The organism is Dapis brunnea BLCC-M229 (assembly GCF_050015995.1).
Classification (GTDB): domain Bacteria; phylum Cyanobacteriota; class Cyanobacteriia; order Cyanobacteriales; family Microcoleaceae; genus Trichodesmium.
Genome location: NZ_JBNHEP010000180.1, coordinates 74,074 through 92,338 on the forward strand (window position 1 = coordinate 74,074; position 18,265 = coordinate 92,338).

Annotated in this window: 15 protein-coding genes and 1 pseudogene; 6 read left to right on the forward strand and 10 right to left on the reverse strand. The window is 34.4% G+C overall.

The features are described from left to right. The first annotated feature begins 403 nt into the window (after positions 1-403). The gene (locus ACP6PM_RS20720; RefSeq protein ID WP_426587944.1) at positions 404-586 is read left to right on the forward strand and encodes a hypothetical protein; all 183 of its coding nucleotides are present in this window, start codon (positions 404-406) and stop codon (positions 584-586) included. A gap of 154 nt (positions 587-740) precedes the next feature. Then, positions 741-1,346, forward strand: a complete 606-nt coding sequence (locus ACP6PM_RS20725; protein WP_426587946.1) for a Rho termination factor N-terminal domain-containing protein — start codon at positions 741-743, stop codon at positions 1,344-1,346. A 745-nt stretch (positions 1,347-2,091) separates the two neighbouring features. Here the strand turns inward: ACP6PM_RS20725 and ACP6PM_RS20730 are convergent. The 3 genes from ACP6PM_RS20730 to ACP6PM_RS20740 form a co-directional block, all read right to left on the reverse strand. Beyond that, a complete protein-coding gene (locus tag ACP6PM_RS20730; RefSeq protein ID WP_426587948.1) occupies positions 2,092-3,081 on the reverse strand; it encodes a glycosyltransferase family 2 protein in 990 nt (329 codons plus the stop codon). Positions 3,082-3,170: 89 nt separating this feature from the next. Continuing rightward, positions 3,171-4,100: a hypothetical protein gene (locus ACP6PM_RS20735; RefSeq protein WP_426587950.1), complete on the reverse strand. Its 930-nt coding sequence runs from the start codon at positions 4,098-4,100 to the stop codon at positions 3,171-3,173. A 209-nt stretch (positions 4,101-4,309) separates the two neighbouring features. Continuing rightward, positions 4,310-4,486: a hypothetical protein gene (locus ACP6PM_RS20740; protein WP_426587952.1), complete on the reverse strand. Its 177-nt coding sequence runs from the start codon at positions 4,484-4,486 to the stop codon at positions 4,310-4,312. 731 nt (positions 4,487-5,217) lie between these two features. Between ACP6PM_RS20740 and ACP6PM_RS20745 the strand changes: the two genes are divergently transcribed. Both ACP6PM_RS20745 and ACP6PM_RS20750 read left to right on the forward strand, forming a co-directional pair. Beyond that, positions 5,218-6,429, forward strand: coding sequence for a glycosyltransferase family 4 protein (locus ACP6PM_RS20745; protein ID WP_426587954.1), 1,212 nt, complete (start codon positions 5,218-5,220; stop codon positions 6,427-6,429). A gap of 635 nt (positions 6,430-7,064) precedes the next feature. After that, entirely contained in the window at positions 7,065-8,684 is a 1,620-nt protein-coding gene (locus ACP6PM_RS20750; protein ID WP_426587956.1) for a hypothetical protein, read from the forward strand. Here ACP6PM_RS20750 and ACP6PM_RS20755 read toward each other — a convergent pair. From ACP6PM_RS20755 to ACP6PM_RS20770, 4 genes are all read right to left on the reverse strand, one after another. Then, positions 8,681-8,848, reverse strand: coding sequence for a hypothetical protein (locus ACP6PM_RS20755; protein WP_426587958.1), 168 nt, complete (start codon positions 8,846-8,848; stop codon positions 8,681-8,683). The genes ACP6PM_RS20750 and ACP6PM_RS20755 overlap by 4 nt on opposite strands. Positions 8,849-9,131: 283 nt before the next feature. Beyond that, positions 9,132-10,055: a glycosyltransferase gene (locus ACP6PM_RS20760; protein ID WP_426587960.1), complete on the reverse strand. Its 924-nt coding sequence runs from the start codon at positions 10,053-10,055 to the stop codon at positions 9,132-9,134. 76 nt (positions 10,056-10,131) lie between these two features. Continuing rightward, positions 10,132-10,353: a phospholipase D-like domain-containing protein gene (locus ACP6PM_RS20765; RefSeq protein ID WP_426587962.1), complete on the reverse strand. Its 222-nt coding sequence runs from the start codon at positions 10,351-10,353 to the stop codon at positions 10,132-10,134. A gap of 30 nt (positions 10,354-10,383) precedes the next feature. Next, complete coding sequence (locus ACP6PM_RS20770) at positions 10,384-10,926, reverse strand: phospholipase D-like domain-containing protein (protein WP_426587964.1); 543 nt, start codon at positions 10,924-10,926, stop codon at positions 10,384-10,386. Positions 10,927-11,154: 228 nt separating this feature from the next. Between ACP6PM_RS20770 and ACP6PM_RS20775 the strand changes: the two are divergent. Beyond that, positions 11,155-11,915, forward strand: a pseudogene (locus tag ACP6PM_RS20775) (ion transporter). Between the two features lie 912 nt (positions 11,916-12,827). Here ACP6PM_RS20775 and ACP6PM_RS20780 read toward each other — a convergent pair. The 3 genes from ACP6PM_RS20780 to hetZ all read right to left on the reverse strand — a co-directional run bounded on the left by ACP6PM_RS20780 (position 12,828) and on the right by hetZ (position 17,643). Then, positions 12,828-15,227: a transglutaminase TgpA family protein gene (locus ACP6PM_RS20780; RefSeq protein WP_426587966.1), complete on the reverse strand. Its 2,400-nt coding sequence runs from the start codon at positions 15,225-15,227 to the stop codon at positions 12,828-12,830. A gap of 237 nt (positions 15,228-15,464) precedes the next feature. Then, positions 15,465-16,490, reverse strand: coding sequence for a hypothetical protein (locus ACP6PM_RS20785; protein WP_426587968.1), 1,026 nt, complete (start codon positions 16,488-16,490; stop codon positions 15,465-15,467). Then, a complete protein-coding gene (hetZ, locus tag ACP6PM_RS20790) occupies positions 16,480-17,643 on the reverse strand; it encodes a heterocyst differentiation protein HetZ (protein ID WP_426588008.1) in 1,164 nt (387 codons plus the stop codon). Before hetZ ends, ACP6PM_RS20785 begins: the two co-directional genes overlap by 11 nt. Before the next feature lie 126 nt (positions 17,644-17,769). Between hetZ and ACP6PM_RS20795 the strand changes: the two genes are divergently transcribed. Next, the gene (locus tag ACP6PM_RS20795; protein WP_293095672.1) at positions 17,770-18,249 is read left to right on the forward strand and encodes a hypothetical protein; all 480 of its coding nucleotides are present in this window, start codon (positions 17,770-17,772) and stop codon (positions 18,247-18,249) included. Positions 18,250-18,265: the final 16 nt, after the last annotated feature.

The following is an 18,265-nucleotide window of genomic DNA, read 5'->3' on the forward strand; positions in this document are numbered from 1 at the left end:
CTAACAATAGTAAGTATGCTAAAGTAGACTTATAGAAATACAATCTGGGTAAGAGAAAAAATTAGACTAAAGCATGGTAAAAACCAACAAGTTCAAATGTAACGCTGGCGAGCGTACTGATGTATAAGCTTCTAGCCTAAGAATTAATCATTATTTCCCAGATTATGTGACCATAAATCTGTTAGGCAGCACTAGGCAGTTTACTAACTCTCACCCTAGCCTGTTTTGTCAAACTGGGATGAAATTAGAATGTTTCCAATACTTGGAATACCAAAAAATATTGAATTTCTCCAAAGTGATAAAAAGGACTAACAAATTAGCTGTAATTGGGTTCCTACTCCCTATTAAGAGTTCTGAACAATACCTTTATTTGATTTTAGGAACCAAGGAAAGTTGTAAGCGAATGGTTTCATCAAAGCCAAAAGATCGACAAGAAGAGTTACCAACACAACCAGTAAGTTTGGAGTTAATTCCCATATCCAAAATTACTATGCCAGAGTCTCAGGAGGGAGATATTTCTCCTGAAAGACATGAAGCTCTATTTAAGAGCCTTGTAGATCTAGGTAGTAACTTGATTCCACGATGAAACAGTTAACTCAACCACCTATACCTAAAACACTAAGCTTCGATCATCTACTGCAACAACTTAAGGTATCATTTGATCAAAAGGTAGATTCTCTCACCCAAAAAATCGATCAATCAATAAAAATGAGGAGGTTCTAAAAAAACAAGTAAAATCTTTGCAAGAGGAAAGCATTGATATCGATCAAATTGAGCAGCTCAAAAATTTGATTACAAGCCTAGAAAATTCAGTTAACAATAAGGTAGAAACATTGGTAAGAAAAATCGGAAATTCAACAACTAACAAGACAACATCTAGTTTTTTATCAGGAGTGAACGTGGGATTACTATTAGAACAGCTTGACGATCTCGATAAACAAATAGAGAAAAAACTGGCAGGAATGGTCAAAACAATGCAAGATATTGAAGATGACCTCAAAACTCAAGTATCAGCAGTTCGACGTCAATTACAGGCCCTTTCAGAACTTGATTCTCCAACTGAAGTAGAAGCTAAAACTAATACACCAAACAAGACAACAACTAAGAGCAAGCCAAGTTCTACAACGTCTAGGTCTAAGGCAACGACCACAAAAGCAACTACGACTAGAAAGACTAAAGCTAACTCAGCACCTCAAGTAGAATCAGAGGTTCCCATTGATGACTACGATACCAAATCACTCAGACAACTTAAGAAAATTGCTCAAGAGCGGAAATTGCGTGGTTATGCGCGGATGAAACGTCCTGAAATTCTCAAGGCACTTCGGGAAGCTGATGCTGCTAGTTAGGGTTAAGTGCTGTTTGCAGAAGCGTTGCAAAGCAAAGTCAAATGATTGGACAAACCTAGACAAGTATTAACAAAAACCGATCGTTGGCTAAATTTGTTTAAAGCTAAAACCAAGCTAACAGAAAAAAATAGTAGGTAAAGTTCCCAGCAATTTTAAGCCTGGGTCAAGTATATAGGAAATTAGTCTCCAAAACTGCAAATATCATTTTGGGTAAATTTGGATAAGTTCAATAGAACGGTAATTACCTATCTAATAAGTCAAGAGTTACTTACTCATCACAAATCGGGTAATTAACTTTTGACTTTGAACTGTAGAAAGTTCGAGTATAAATATACTTGATCTAGACCATATTTTCAGACCGTTTTGCCAAGCTTAACATCTTGGCGATCGCAGACGTAAAATTTTTTTAAGGCCTGGTCAAAGTTTTGGTTGGCAACAAAAGTTGACAGCAGAACAAAATAATTTTTTGATACTCTTAGTGTTCTTAACTATCTGGATTATAAATTTTTTGTGTTAAGGAATGATAATTTTATTATCTCCAAATGTCTGGATAATTAGTGATGAAATAATCTATTTTCTTGCTTGAATAGCAAATCTTGCTATGATCTCTACTCTGGTTTTAGTCAATAAAAATTGGCCTGTATTATTGCCAAGCCAATGTCAAGTAATCATTATTTTTTAGGGCGATTTATATTGATAGAGTAAAGTGGCGATCTCTCAAAATTTATACTTACTTATTGTCAACTCAAGTAGCTGGGTTTCTAACTTTATCAGCATAGTCTTGAGGACGAATTTTCCTAAAGCTTTGCAAAGTTAATTGTCGTAAACTTAGGGGTAGATAAGATAGTATTAAACCAAATCTAGTTTTTAATGAAGTTCCTAATATTTGGCTTGACTCTTGTAATAATTCTCTGCCTTTGTTACTATCACCTTTCTCAATTAATCTAATTCCTAATATTTGTTTTGTATTTGCTAACTTAACTAAACGTAATTTTTCCAATTCTCGATCCTCAAACTGATAGGTATTCATACAAAAAATCTTAGCTGACAAAAAATGAATATCCTGTTTTAAGCTAGTTTGACGATTATGAAAACGATATTCCATAAGATATTCTGGAATAAAATATCCTACCTTACCTGCTACAGCTAACCTAACTAGCAAATCAAAATCTTCACATCCATCTGCTTGTGGACGCATATAATCAACTTCTTGTAAACAGGATCGACGAAACAAAGTTGAACCTACCTGTAAACTTTGGTATTGAAAGGTTTCTTGAACCAAATTAGGAATAATTCCTTCCTTTAATTTATCTTTTCCCCACTTAGCTGCATTCTCTTTAGTGGCAGTTTCTTCCCTTTCGCTTTTTTCATTAATAACCCAATGACTTGTACAGACAAAATCTACATTTGGCATCCGATCTAATACTGCGACTGTTTTTTCTAAAAATTCAGGAGTGAGTGCATCATCATCATCAAATTTGATAAAATAATCTCCTGTAGCAGCATCAAAACCAGAACGCATATTTTTACTGCGTCCGATATTTTGAGGATGTTGAATATAACGAATTCTGGAGTCATTCCATTTACTGACTACTTCTGCAGTATTATCTTTTGAACCATCATCAGTTATAATTAATTCAAAGTCATTGTAAGTCTGATTTAAAACACTATTTACTGCATAAGGCAGCAAATTTGCCCGGTTATAGGTAGGAATACAAACGCTAACTTTTGCCATGTTATAGATTACTGAATTTATCCTAGAATTTTAATACATAATTAACTTTATTTTCAATGATAACTAAATTTTTAAAAGCTGCGCGATTATTACTTAATTAAAGATTCTGTGCCAGGTATATGACCAAATATTTGTTCGGAATACTCAAATACTTCCTGATTAAAAAATTGTTTGTATTGAGGATCATCACATAATTTTTGCCATCTGTTTAAGACATCCATAGATGTTGCTTTGCCATCAAATTGTTTTCCTTCAAATGAACTACCTCCACCTTGACCAGAAACTCTATCAATTCCTGCATCAGAAAATTTCATTTGCAGTTTCTCGGCAATTTTTCGCCGATATTCAATGTCAGCAAACCATTGATTATAATTTATACAAATTTTGTTATGTTTGAGATAATTTGTTTCTCCTAAATACTCTTTTGCATAATCAAGCCATAAATCAACCATTGTTTTATTCTGAGAATTTACTGATAAAAAATATGGCACTTTAGAAGAAGTCTTTAATCTACTTGCCAGAAGGTTAAAAGGGTCTCTAATAATTAGTAGATCGTATCTAATAGCACTTTTTCCTAAGTATAAATCATGGTTATGCTCAAATTTATCACTTGCGATTTGGTCTAAGGGAAAATCTTCATAGCTGTAGATTAAACAATCTCTTTTAATAAAATTTCCTTTAGCTTGTTGACGATTATGTTCTATTGCCCATTTATGTTCTGGAAAATTATCTTGGAGATTTTCATATTTGTAGCGGTAGGGGTTTTCATTAGCTGATACATTATTAATAAATCCTACTTCACCAGTATGCTGACTTTTAACCCAGTTAATAATTGCATGGTTACCAGTGCGCTTCATACCTGCTACTCTGATTTCCTTTTGATTAACTATTTCTGAAAGTTTGTCTTGCTGGGTAAGCATTCTGATAAAATCTTCAAGATTATGTGCTAAAAAACGCTTACTTTTTTTCCAGGCTAAGTTTGGTTTTTTTAATGCTTTGACTATCAATGATTTTTGCACCCTAAAATCTATTCCTAAAATTAAAATATCAATATTATTACTTATTTATTAGAGATTCTGTACCAGGAATATGAACAAATATTTGTTCTGAATACTCCAATACTTCCCGATTAAAAAATTGTTTGTACTGAGGGTCATCAAAGAATTTTTACTATCTGTTTAAGACATCCATAGATGTTGCTTTGCCATCAAGTTTTTTTTCCTTCAAATTAACTACCTCCTCCAAAACCAGTCACCCGATCAATGCCTGCATCAAAAAATTCCATTTGCAGTTTCTCGGGGATTTTTCGCCGATATTCAACATCAGCAAACCATTGATTATAATTTATATAAATTTTGTTATGCTTGAGATAATTTATTTCTTCTAAATACTCTTTTTTTTGCATAATCAATCCATAAATCAACCATTGTTTAATTAGAATACCTTACTAATAAATCCTTTTCTTGATGATTGAGGTCTTCTCAAAACTTTTTATACCTCTGTAATCTACCTGCCAAAAGGTTAAAAGGATCTCTAATAACAATTAGATCATACCTACTAGCACTTTTTCCAGAATAGTAGGTCATGTTTGATATTAAATATCCAATCATTTGTTACTTGCTGGACAATATAATCTTCATAACTGTAAATCAAGCAGTCTTTTTTAAGAAAATTCCCCTTATCTTATTGACTATAAAGATATATTTCTTCTTTATATTGTGGAAATCTATCTCGGATATTTTCATACTTATAGCGGTAGGGATTTGTTTTCGGCATATCATTTATGAACTAACATTTACCAGTTTGCTGACTTTTAATCCAGTTAATAATTCCATGATTCCCACAGCGTCTCACCTACTACTAGAATTTCTATTTGATTAGCTATTTCTGAAAGTTTGTTTTACTGGGTAAGCATTCAGATCTAATCCTCAAGATTATTTCCTAAAAAACTATTACCTTTTTTCAAGGCTAGGTTTGGTTTTTTTTAATCCTTTAACTATCAGTCATTTTTGCACCATAAAATCTATTCCTAAAATTAAAATATCGCAGTCTAACTAAAATTAAGACTATGATATTCTCATCAAATATAATAAATTAGCTGTAATAGAGAAAAATATAGAATAACTTACCAATTTTATGAAAATCCTAATGCTTTCTTCTACTTTTCCTTATCCTCCCAGCCGAGGAGGCACTCAAGTTAGAACATTTAATTTACTCAAATATTTGAGTCAGAAACACTCTGTTACCTTGGTAACACAACGCTCTCCAGATGTCAATGATTCGGAAATAGATTCATTGCGATCTTATGTGGAAGAATTGGCCATATTTTCCCGCCCCCAAGAATCTAATCAAGGAACTTTAGCAAAACTAAGACGTTTTAGTAATTTTATAATAGAAGGTACTCCACCAAGCGTTCTGTCTATATATTCCCCAGAAATGCAAAAATGGGTAGATGAGTTTGTAGCAGCAGGTAAATGTGAGGCCATTACTTGCGAACATTGCGTTAATGAAATTTATATCCGCCCTCAATGGCAAGATAAAGTCAAAACCTTAGTGAATGTCCACAGTTCAGTTTATGGCACTTGTAGGCAACAGTTGGAAACTGGCACAGCAGAGAAACCTTTGCGAGATAGACTTAATCTTCCCCTACTCCTGCGTTATGAAAAACGGTATTGTTCAAAATTTTCCTGTATAGTCGCTACAACCGAGGAAGATGGGAAACAACTCCAAGAATTTAACCCCAATAGTCAAATTTCAGTTATTCCGAATGGGGTAGATTTTAGTCAGTTTTCTTATCGTAGTGCTGACCCAGGAGGAAAGCAATTAATTTTTGTGGGAGCTATGGATAATTTTCCTAATATTGATGCGGTTCGCTTTTTGACTCTGGAAATATTGCCTAAAGTACAAGAACGTTATCCTGATACAACTTTAGCATTGGTAGGGGCAAGACCAGTACCGGAAGTACAGGAACTTTCGACTCGCCCTGGGGTAAAAGTTACGGGTCGCGTACCTTCAATGGCAGAATATTTACATCAAGCTACAGTTTGTGTAATTCCTATGCGTACTGGTTTTGGAATTAAAAATAAAACCTTAGAAGCAATGGCTGCGGGTACGCCCGTTGTGGCCAGCGATCGTGGTTTGGAAGGATTAGCAGTTGATGGTACAGGTAAAGCACTCAGAGCATTAAGAGCAAATCAAGTAAAAGAATATGTAGAGGCCATTAGTCGATTATTTGAGGATGGGCAGTTGAGACAAATGTTATCAGAAAACGGGCGATCGCTCATAGAAACCGAGTATACTTGGGAAGTTCAAGGTCAGCGCTATGAAGAGGTATTACTAGGATATTAACACTCCGCAGGATAAATCCACGGGAATTCTTAAGGATAACAAATTTGCCGGACGAAAGTCACGTTAAATTTAACCCTTAATGGCATAGTCAAGATGTCTGAGCATCTGTCCGGGATCAAACTATTCAGGTTACTTTTTGCTTCAATATTTGCAGCACCGTTACAGTCAGCATTTATCAATTTATTTTCCGCGGATTTTGTACAAACCTCCTTTGACTCGTTTACCACTAAAACTGTATTTCCGATGGATTATCCCCATTGTAAACAGGCATCTTATTCCCAGTCTAAAAAAACAAAACTAACTTTAGACTGATAGGAATATTCCTGCTCTACATAAGCTAAACCATATCTAATTCTAATAAACACAGCTTTTAGTTTTAATCTGAAAATATGGTGTGGTGCTTGTACAAACTTTTGGTTAGTTGTTTTTAGCTAAATTGATATTTTTTTCATCTCTGAATTAACACTGAGGACAATAGTAGATATTTTGTTTCCACTGCACCAGTTGATTAAATATCTAACTGCTTTATTTAAGTAATCTCTAACTTGATTTTTCCGATTTACCATAATGCACACCTTGCTTTTTAGTTAAATTTTTGATGCCTTGTCTATTTTATAACTTACCAAAAGTTTTTTATGAAAAAAAAGATTTACAACTCCAAAGTTAGTTACAATCAAAGGAAATTTCTTAAAGCTGGTAAAACAGTTGAGAAAGCTTATTATCCTAGGACTAGAAAAACTCCACAAATTAGCGGAATTACCTCTACTGCAAAATCTAGGAGAAGTCGGAGACGAACATCTCAGTCTCAAAAACTTTCGTTGAAATTGTTATCCTTACCTTGGCGGAAATGGATGATTGAATGGATAGGAATTTCCCTATTATTTGGTGGTTCTAGTTTAATGGCAGTGGGAGCATGGCTTAGTGTCAAATTAATTTCCGATCCAAACGCTGTAGTCTCATTCAATCAAATATTACCGCAATGGACTCAATTCTACATCTCTGAGAATAAATCTCTAAAAACCCTGGAGCAAATTAAATCTAATATTAAAGAGGAAGGGTTTAGTGCTGGAAAAACTTTTCCTCTTCCCAATACAACAACAAATTCTGGTTCTGATATATTAGTGCCAGTAATGAAGCAAATTGAATCTAGGGCATCGTTGCCTTGTGAAACTCCCTGTCGGGAAGTAGTAGAATTGCGGGTCTATCAATCAGTTTTATCTGTTAATCAACGAGAAGGTAGTAAACCATATTTTCGATTAGTTAATACTTTACCTCTTCAGGGTCCGGCTGAATCTTTTGTCATTGCATCTACTATTGAGTCTGCTGCTGGTCCTCAAGGTTCAAATCAACCTTTACCTATTACAACGGTACGTCAGTTTCAAGGGAAAGTTCCCGGAGCAGGAGTTTGGTTTACTGTCACTGGTCAGAGGTTACAAAATAACAAAGCTATTCCTTATGGGCAAATTGTCAATTATAATCCCACTAAAAATTACTTGAGTTCCATGTTGGAATGGAAAAGTGCTGCTGGTCAAGCTCCTATTTGGCAAGAAATGACTGGGGGAGGAGATCCGGAGTTGGTGGTTGAACAAACTGTGGGATTAGATCCTGATTTTGATATTTATTCGATTCAACCACGAAAGTTTATACTTAATCCGATTGAATTAGAGAAAATTTCCCTTGATGAAACTCCTATTGGGGATGGATACTATAAGGATGCTCTAAGGTTAGCTCGTAATGGTTTATGGTCTCCTGCTTTTGCTTTAATTCAATCTTTGCGAGAAAATTTAATGGATGAATCTCAATGGTCGGAAAAAGCACAAGCTCAGTTTGATTTAATTAAGTTTCATGCCAATATTACAGAAGCTCAGGCGATCGCTTCCTGGGCAAGTCCAAGTCAAAAAGTTTTAGCTGGTTTAATAGATGGTCGTTGGCAAGAAAGTCTAAATGTGTTTGAAAATAATTTGAGCAGCACTTATGACATTGCTAAATTGCTGCAAAATGATTCTGGCCGTCTCCGCAACCGAGTTGATGCTGCTTTAAGAGTAGATCGAGAAATTAATGCTATAGCTTGGGGTACTTTAATTGTGGCAAGTCAAAAAGGGCGAAGAAGGGCAATGTCGTGGTTAAATAGGCAACCTCAAACTAGCGAGGAGACAAAGGAAAAGATTAGGAAATTATTGGATCAATTAGATGCTGCTTTTGCCGAAAAGGAGAATATACAAAAACAGAAAATTCAGCAAAGTGGAGTTTTTTAATGGGTAGTGGTGCATTCTAATGGTCGTGCATTGTAATTATTTTTGTTACGAGACATGGCAGTAGGAGCATCTTGCTCCCGTGCCAGGCATTGATTGTCCCTATTTACCATTACGCGAGCCGGACTACCTTTTAATGATAGAGAGAATTTAGCCAAATTTGACATTTATCTCCTTTAGTAAGGCCATGGTTACCATATACTATTTTATATAGGGTATTTCAGGTTTGTGAAGTAAAGCAGCAGCTAAGGTTTTATTTCTGGATGGTGAACTACTAAAATTACTGTGTAATATTTTTTCCTAAGTTTATTACTGTTAGTTTAGTACCTTCTTATCTAGAAAAGAATAGAGTTTGTTTTACTTTTGTTTAAAGAATAGAGTTTGTTTTACTTTTGTTTTCAGACCATTGTATAACTCGTTCTTCTTATCTAGAAAAGAATAGAGTTTGTTTTACTTTTGTTTAAAGAATAGAGTTTGTTTTACTTTTGTTTTCAGACCATTGTATAACTCGTTAAAGAAAAGATTCCAAAAGTAACCATATTGTGGGAACTTTCTCACCAATAAGGCATCCGCAGGAAAAATAATCCTAACTTTTTTCAAAGAATAAGGTTTGCCTATGTATCTAATTTGCTCTGGACGAGGCATTGAGTGACCTACACAAATATCTTTTCGATAATATTGAGCCTGAACAAACAACCCTAATAATCTATCAAAACCCCAAGATGGCAACCAAGTAATAGGGTCTGCTGCCCTCATAGTTTTTGATAATTCAAAGAGAGAATTTTTTACCATTTCAGTTTGCCATACCTTATTATTAAAGTTTTCAATATGTCGGCCTTTTTGATCTGTTCTTTTTGTATATAGCCATAAAGCAGATATCTTAAATTGATTTTCTAAGGGTGCGATCGGAACTTCTTCTAAACTATTATCTCTATTACTATCGTCTCTTCGCTTCACAATTTCCATGTCACTAATTTCTGGAATTTTACCCCAATCACTTTTAATAATTTCTTCATCCAAATAACTTATGTTTTTTTTCTGTAAACGTAGCACCCAACTTTGGGAATTTTTTTGGAAATATTCAAAAGTGAATTTGAGTACATCAGGATGTAAAAAATCATCATCATCTAAAGCTAAAAGATATTTTCCAGATGCGTTAAGTATTCCTGTCATCCGTTGAATAGTCTCACCTTTGAATGAGCTATGTATAACTTTTAATCGAGGATCATGGTAAGGTTTGACTACCTCATTAGGAGGATAAACCAAAATAAATTCAACATTACCTTTAACTGCTAGTAGTCGTTCTAACCAGTAGTCAGAAAAGTTACCTCTTGTAGGAGTTACAATTGATAATAGTTTTTCTTCTGATTCCATTTTAAATTTAAGGCTTTTAACAATAGTGAGATAGATTTTATGACAAACTTCAGAATATCCTGAAATTCCATTTAATTCATAATATCACACTTGCTGCAAATCTGCGATTAATTTCTTCTTCCTCCAAAACTTCAGCATTATCAAAACTGTTAATTAATCCTTGAATAATTTCGCGATCGCTACTACAAATACCCACTTCTCGTTCCCAACTTTCCTCGCCAGAAGCTAAAAAATTATGACTTCCCACAAAAGCAAACTTTTCATCGCATACCAAAAACTTTTCGTGAATTCCTAACAACTTAAACCTAAATAAATCGGGATAACTTTGCTATAATTCCTGTAAATCTACCAAAACATTATATTTCCAACCCTTGCCAATATTCGACCTATCTCCCAAATATCCCCAACCAATATCTATCTGAAAACTACTGTCTAAACAACCCTTAATTTTAACCAGTAAACTTTCATCAATACCATTACATTTTAACCACGGAAAAACAATAATTAATCGTGATTTAACTGTTGACAAAGCCTCAATTAATACACCACGCCTGCCAGAGAGCTCGAATACTAATTTATTTTCATATTCTTGAGAATTTTCTGATATTTTCTCTGATAATGTATCTTCTACTTCAGTCGATTTTATCGGATTATTTACAGCCAATAATTCATCTAAACGTAAATTTAAAGCAGTTAACTTTTCCTGCAAATTTTCCAGAGTTTGTATTTCTGGTCGATGATGAAAATTTTCTATTTGCTCATCTAAAGTATTTTTCAGTTTAACAACATATTTTTTCAGAGTAGTCTGTTGTTTTTCCAATTCTGACACTTTAGCCGTCAGAGCAGATAAATTGGATTCTAGGTCAGACATAATTAAATAGTGGATTAAATAGTGGAGAAATTATCTGTTTATTGTAAAGCATAACGTAGGGGCGGGTTTAAGCGAAACTTGAAAAATTAATAGTTTAGTCTGAAAAACCTGCCCTATATTTGTTTAGTTTATTTATACTGATCTGTTTGTAGTTACAATCTAGTTTGATAATTATTACTCTAAAGCATAAGATTAAAAATCATGTCACCTATACCAACAAAAAAAACTATGGCATTTTATTTAGAAGATATAGAAAATCCTATAGGTAAAACTATCAACTTTATTTTGCTCTTTTTTATTTTACTATCTTCAGCTATATTTGTTGCAGAAACCTATCCAATTCCAGAGCAATTTTTTAGGATACTGGAATTAGTAGATGATTCTATTTTAGTATGTTTTGCTATTGAATATTTACTGAGATTTTGGTGTGCAGAAAAAAAATAAATTTTGTTTTTAGCTTTTTTTCTCTTATTGATTTATTAGCTATTTTACCAATCTTTCCAGGAATTTTGGAACTGAGTTTTATTAGACTCATAAGATGGTTCCGAATTTTGAGACTAATTATATTTCTGAAGTTCAAAATTTATATATTTCGGATTGGTACAGAAGATGGGGTTATTTTTGCTAGGATATTATTTACTTTATTTTCAATTATTTTTATCTTTTATGGCTTAATTTATCAAGTAGAACATCCTGTAAATCCTGAATCATTTAAAACTTTTTTAGATGCTGTATATTTTTCGGTTGTCACAATGACAACTGTGGAATTTGGTGATGTAATTCCTATTTCAGAAAAAGGTCGTTTATTAACTGTTTTGATGATATTAACAGGTATTAGTTTAATTCCTTCCCAACTTGGAGATTTAATTAAACAACTTATCAAAACAGCAAATAAGCAAGAAAAAGTCTGTAGTGATTGTGGTTTTTCTTACCATGATATTGATGCTAAATTCTGTAAAATTTGTGGTACAGAATTACCGTTTTCTTAAGTAAGTATGGCGCTATGTGCAAGTTAAAAGTTAAAAATTAAAAGTTAAAAGTTAAAAGTAATCTCTGATATCAAATTCGGTTGAATACTTATTATATAGTTGTGGGAGATGGAGAGATGGGGAGATGGGGAGATTGAATATTGAATATTGAATATTGAAGTAATTATAGAATTATCAACATATATTGTATAAGACCATTTCTCAAAAAGAATGCTATACTTATCCAAGACTTCAATGATTAAGTAATTAGTAAGATTCAAAAATTTTCAGAGCGATTATTAGCAAGTTAGTATGTATTATTCATATTTTTACTACTCTGTACGGAGGTTGCATGCAACCTCCCTACTCCCCTACTCCTCCGCTCAATAAAACATAGAAAATTTTTTGAGATTTGGTATAACCGAATTCTATATGAGTGAGTTTTCGATGCCCAAATACTCCTTCATTAATGGATAATGGATAATGGATAATGGATAATTACCTATAAGCATTCACTATTCAACTTATAGCAGTTTACAACTTGATAAACTACAAAATTCTGGGGCAGTAGGGAGTAGGGAACAGGGAGTATCAGAAATGTGGATAGTGATTAATATTAAAATTAACCTCAGTTATAAAAAGCGCTGTCAGTCAAAAATTGAGATGTAATTTTTATAGATGTTTTCATTAATATAGACCACAATTATGATGTCTTTGAACTATAAAACTTTAGATATTTATATAATTTATGTAGTCTACCTTTGTGAAAAATTATATAATTATTGAACTCGTCTAATAATTAGAATTTGAAGTAAATAAAACCTTCTTTTTGTTTATTTTCGACAGTTTAATTTCCTCAAGTTTAGGAGTCTCTATTTATTAATTGAGTGTTTGAATTTATTTGAAAATTAGCTTTCTTGCTTCTTCCTTCCTTTAATTTAATCTACGCTTAATACTTCGCTTTAAACTTCGCAGTAATTTTTTTAATCTGGTTAAATTAACTTCCTTACTACCATAACGCCATCCAACATAGGCTTGAGAAATTTCTTCTATTATTTCTACTTCATTTATAGAGTTATATTCCTGAATAGCCTTAGTATACTCAAAAGGTGTCTGAAAACCACGTTTAACTAATCCTTTACTTGCCATTAAACTCAACATTTGTTGATAAATACTCTCCATCGGAGATAACCTTGCTAACCAACGACCGTAACGCCATTTTCGCCAAAATATATACAATAACCAACCCAGAAAACTTAAAGCAGTAGCTAAAATTAACCCGCGAAATATACCTTGCCAACCTTGGGAAAATAGAGCAAAAAACCAACCAATAATTCCCAATATCCAACGGAATATTCCATCAATAAATCTCTCCAAAAAACCAGTTACGGGAGAAGGCAACCAGCCAGCTACCCACTTCCAAAAAGTCATTAACGCAGTAAAAGTTTGATTTTTTTCAATTGAAGGAGGAATTAATGGCATTCCTGGAATAGGATTAAAAGCAAACCATCCATACCCAGGAAAATATACCTCGGTCATCATATAAGCATCTGTATTTTTTACCACATATAAACCAGTAAAAGGATTAAATTCTCCAGGAGCATAACCGCCAACTAATCTAGCAGGAATTCCAATAGAACGTAACATTATTGTCAAAACAGTGGAGAAATGATCGCCATAGCCACCTGTAATTTTTTCCCCTTCCGGACTATTTTGATAACCAAATAAAAATGCTGATACTAAATCTTCACCTTCTGCCAAAAATGGCGGTGTTTTCTGAAGTTTATAATTTGGGTCTTGCTTGAGTTCTTGAGCTAAATAAAGTGCTTTTTGGTAAGGAGAAGTAATAGGTTTACTATCTTTAGCAACTTTATTTTTACTGGCTAAAATTTCTTCTGTTTTTTTTCTGACTTTTTCGGCTATTTCTGGAGGAATTTGTAAATAATATTGACTAATACTTTTTGGATAATTTGTTCCTGCCTTACCCAAAATAGTAGGATTTCGATAAGGAACATCAGAAATTACTGTGTAGGTTAAACCTTCTCGAAGTTCAAGAGGAGAACGTAAATTTCCATCAGGGTCAATTGCTATTTTTTCAGTAGGAAAATATAGTTCTCTAGCATTGTATAAAGCTGGAATTAAATTTGGTAATTGAGAAACTACAGTATAACTTTGAATAACTTCTTGAGTTTCATTTGCATAATTATTTCGACCCCATTTCACATCAAATTGATAAGACCAACGCGGACGATTTAAAGTAAAAGTATTATCATTCCGAGAAATTTCCCAACCTTCACCAGTATATTTATCAAAAGCTAAAACTCGCCAAAAACCTTCAGCTTGCGACCTAACTCGCATCACAACTTGAGGCTCTAATTGCCCGCGTAAATTTTGGTTTATCTTAGTATTAAACCCATAATAATAAGTAGTATCTAAAGTTCCCGGACCTGATTCTTGATTAGTTCCATTACTATTTCCAGAACCATCTCCATTCTCCCTACCTTGACCAATATAACCAGGATTTGTAATTGTCCGTCCGTCAAAATTTCCTACATCAAAATTAATCGGAGCACTGACAGGAAAAGTTCGTAATTGATACCCAGGCAACCTAGGTAAAAAAGCAAAAATTGCCAGACCTAATCCGATAATTACTAACAATAATATTGTTAATCGCTTCGGAGACAAAGTAGCATTTAATAGAGATAATTTTTGTCGCTGCTTTTGCTTCAGAAACTTTGATTTATTACCTAAAAATTTTGACTGCAAACCCAACCTAGAACGATAATCTAAAATAAGACAAGGAATAGCAAGAATAATAAACAGCAATAATACAGGTCCATAAGTTAAAGTTTGACTAATAGTACCCGCAACCCCTAACAAAATTAACCCTATAACCATCGAATAACCCAAGTCTTTTCGCCTAGGCAAATCGAAACTATGTAAAACTTGAAGTTGAATCAATAATTCCGCCAATACCAGTCGCGTATCATTTAACTCACCAACTAACCTGCTCAAAAAAGCAGCTAACGCTAATAACATTCCTATAGCCAAACAAAACTTAGCTGGTACATTCCTTTTGTAGCGATTGTACCAACTCCAAATTGCTCCTATAATACTTAATGGTGCAGCCCAAAAAGTTAAAGGCAGTTCATCTGTTGCCACCCCAGCAGCCACGTCAACTGCTATGATGCCTACTATTACCAATGCCTGTACCATGATTCGTAATAGAATAGAATCTTCAGGAAGAGGTTTAGGCGCTGCTTCTATTTGTCTCAACAGAAGTCCTAATATAGGTAGATTTCGTACTTCCCAGGCAGAAGAAGAATTAGGCATAATATTATGTATTGGTAGATGCTGAAGGAATATTGATTTTTCCAGTAAGTCCTGCTTAATATTTTTTCAGCATAGGCACGCTATAGTTCTGTTAGCTGTTTGTCACTATAATTTTGTATAGCTAAGAAAGAATTGGTTAGGACATAGACTAATGATAAATCTTAGAAAATGGAAATGTTTTTCTAACTTTTCCCTCTTGCCTGTTCCCTGTTCCCTGCTATAGCTATAATTTAGCCATTAAAGATCTTCAAGACAAACAGCAAACTTCAAAGGTTCTTCCGAATTTAACAATTTAATAGTTAGCTCATATTTTTGGTCAGGTTTTGGAGCAAATAACTCTACCCATAGAGTACCTGCATCGGAACATTGAGCAGTTGTTTGGTAGCTCTCTCCACCTTGCAGTTTTAGACTTCCTGCTGCTGGAAGTTGACTCTTAATTCTCAAACAAGCAGAAGACCTATCTTTAGGAATAGAATATTCAGCCTCAATATTAATCCAACCTACAGCAGTTTCCCATTGTCTTCTTTCCACTGTCTGGTTTAAATGGCAGGTTAAAGTCAAAGATGATAAAATTTCCTCAGCAGCCAACAAAGACAACAACATTTGTTGATTAGGAGTTGCACTATTATAAGTAGTGACTTGACCGGGCAATACTCCACGAGGCGGACCTGCCAGCACTAAACCAGCTAGGTTATTTAGGGATTGAGATTGGCCAGGGAATAAATTATCTACAGCTTTAACCAATCTGCTACCAGGTAGTAAATTGGATTGCACTATCTCTTGGCAAGACTGTAAGATTTGAGCAAATACACTATCTGTTAGGGGTATAGAGAGGTTTCTCCACCTGATATTTTTCATCTGTGATGCCCACAGACGAATTGGGGGAACCAAATCTGGAACTTCAAGGTCTGGATAGTCAGTATTGTACCCCGGTTCTTCCCAAGGAAATAGTGGTGGTTTAGCTTCAATCTTGGCTTTTAGGCGTTTTTGTAACAATGACTCGAAACGATTATACACAGTTGGTACTTCTCCCAGTGTCATTGGTGGACTTTCGTTGTCGTAGGGAAAGTCAATTTCTTCGGAATCTAGTGGATCGAATTCTTCCCACTCTTCTTGTCCCCTGATTTCTACTTCCATATCCTTAATAGGCTTTTGATTTTCCCCTACCTCTAATATTTCTTCAGAACTTGGCTTTGATAGTAGCCAATCAAAGAAATTTTTCTCGAAAGTTTCCACCTGTTTATTCGTTTCGTTATTCATCACTTGATGCCCCTGCTCCGGAACCTGAACGATTTCGTAATTCCCAGGCAAGTTCTAGTAATTTATACCACTTCTTTTTAACCTGGTTGACTTTACGACCTAAAGTTTTAGCGATCGCTTCATCAGAAAGACCTTCTTGCTTTAACTTTAGCAAATTCTTTTGTTCTGAATCAATTTGCTGATGCAAAGCTTCCCACTCTCTTGGAGTTAAACCTAAATTTTGCTCTAAGTCTGCTTCTAACCATTGATGAACCAGTTCCCACCGATGTCCCATGGCAAATTTCAGCAAATGGTACTTAAAACGCTGCTGTAAATAATCCCTTTCTCGGGGAGTCAGACCTAATATAGATTCTATTTCTCCAGTAGATAAGTCTTGTAAACGCAATGCAAAGTAATTTGCACAGTCTTGCTGTTGACGTTCCTCTAGATAGGCCATTAGTTCTTCAATCACAACCTGACGTAGAGAACCAATATCATTACCAGGGTCTTGTGCAACCATTGCTTCTCGAACTTGCTGGACAGATCCATCATTCCAAGTCTTATCTGAGTCAGTAGTTGTTCCCTCTGCTGCTTGGTCAATATCTACAGATGTTTCCTTTGGTTGTTGTTGGGAAAATGTTTGTGCCCGTAGAATAATCAATTGTTGACTACGACCACCAGACAAAGGTATACGTCTTTTGCCATAACGTTCTGTAAAGGCCATATACTCTGCCAGTTCTAACAAAGTACGAGGACTATAAGTTGCTGGAAGTTCGGCTTCTCGCCGAAAAGCATTTAAAGTCTCCAGGTAAAATTGTTGTAAAAAATCTTCTATCAGATTTAATCTGGCCTGATAACTTGATTGTATTTGTGGAGGAGTTATATATCTATAAACAATAGCACTAAGGGTGCTATGTAATTCTACTCTTCCTTCTTGAGAACGAAGCTGGTAATAATGTATACATCGTCTCAAGCGATGTATAGCTAAATCCTTAGCCAATTTACCCACTTCTCCCGAAGCTTGAATTCTTTTACTTTCTGTGCAAATCCTTTCTACTTCTTGTCTAATACGCTCTGCTACTTCTAGGCAATTTTGCCTTGACGCACGAGTAGACTGCTGAAATTCATCTAGGAGTAGCTTTAATATTTCTTCGCCAACTTGGCAGATTTCCCCCATCATTGTATTAATAATTAACTACTAAGCCGTTCACGAGCTTCCAGCTCGCACTGGTAAACTTTATAAATCATCACAAATACACCCAACTTTTTAGATAATTTCTGAAAATATGAAAAACATTAAATTATGGACTTAGAACAACAAATCCAAACACTTATTAAAAACGCACCCGAAGATGGTAATACACCAAAAATTGTTGAAGCAATTACACCTGCTTTAAAACTTTTAGCTCAACAACTCAAACATTTGCAATACTATATTTTACAAACTTACACGCAAAATTGGGTTTTGACTACTTTAGGTCATCGCAGTCAATCTGAACTAGAAAAACGTGTTATTTATGCTTTTCCTACACTAAAAGATGCCTCATCATCTATTTCCGAAGATAATGTTGTGGCGACACCTATGCCAGTTATTCATATACTTTTCCAAATGATAGCAATTCAACCTTTAGATAGCCTTGTATTCTTTGAAAAACCAGGCGATCTGACAAAAGCTACAGAGGTTAAAAGAGAGGATGTCCAAAAACTGATAAGTATATATCTCAGACAGTATCAGGCATCCTCTAGTTCTAACTCTAGCAAAATTCCTCCGGATATTGCTTAAGATGTTGAGAACTTGT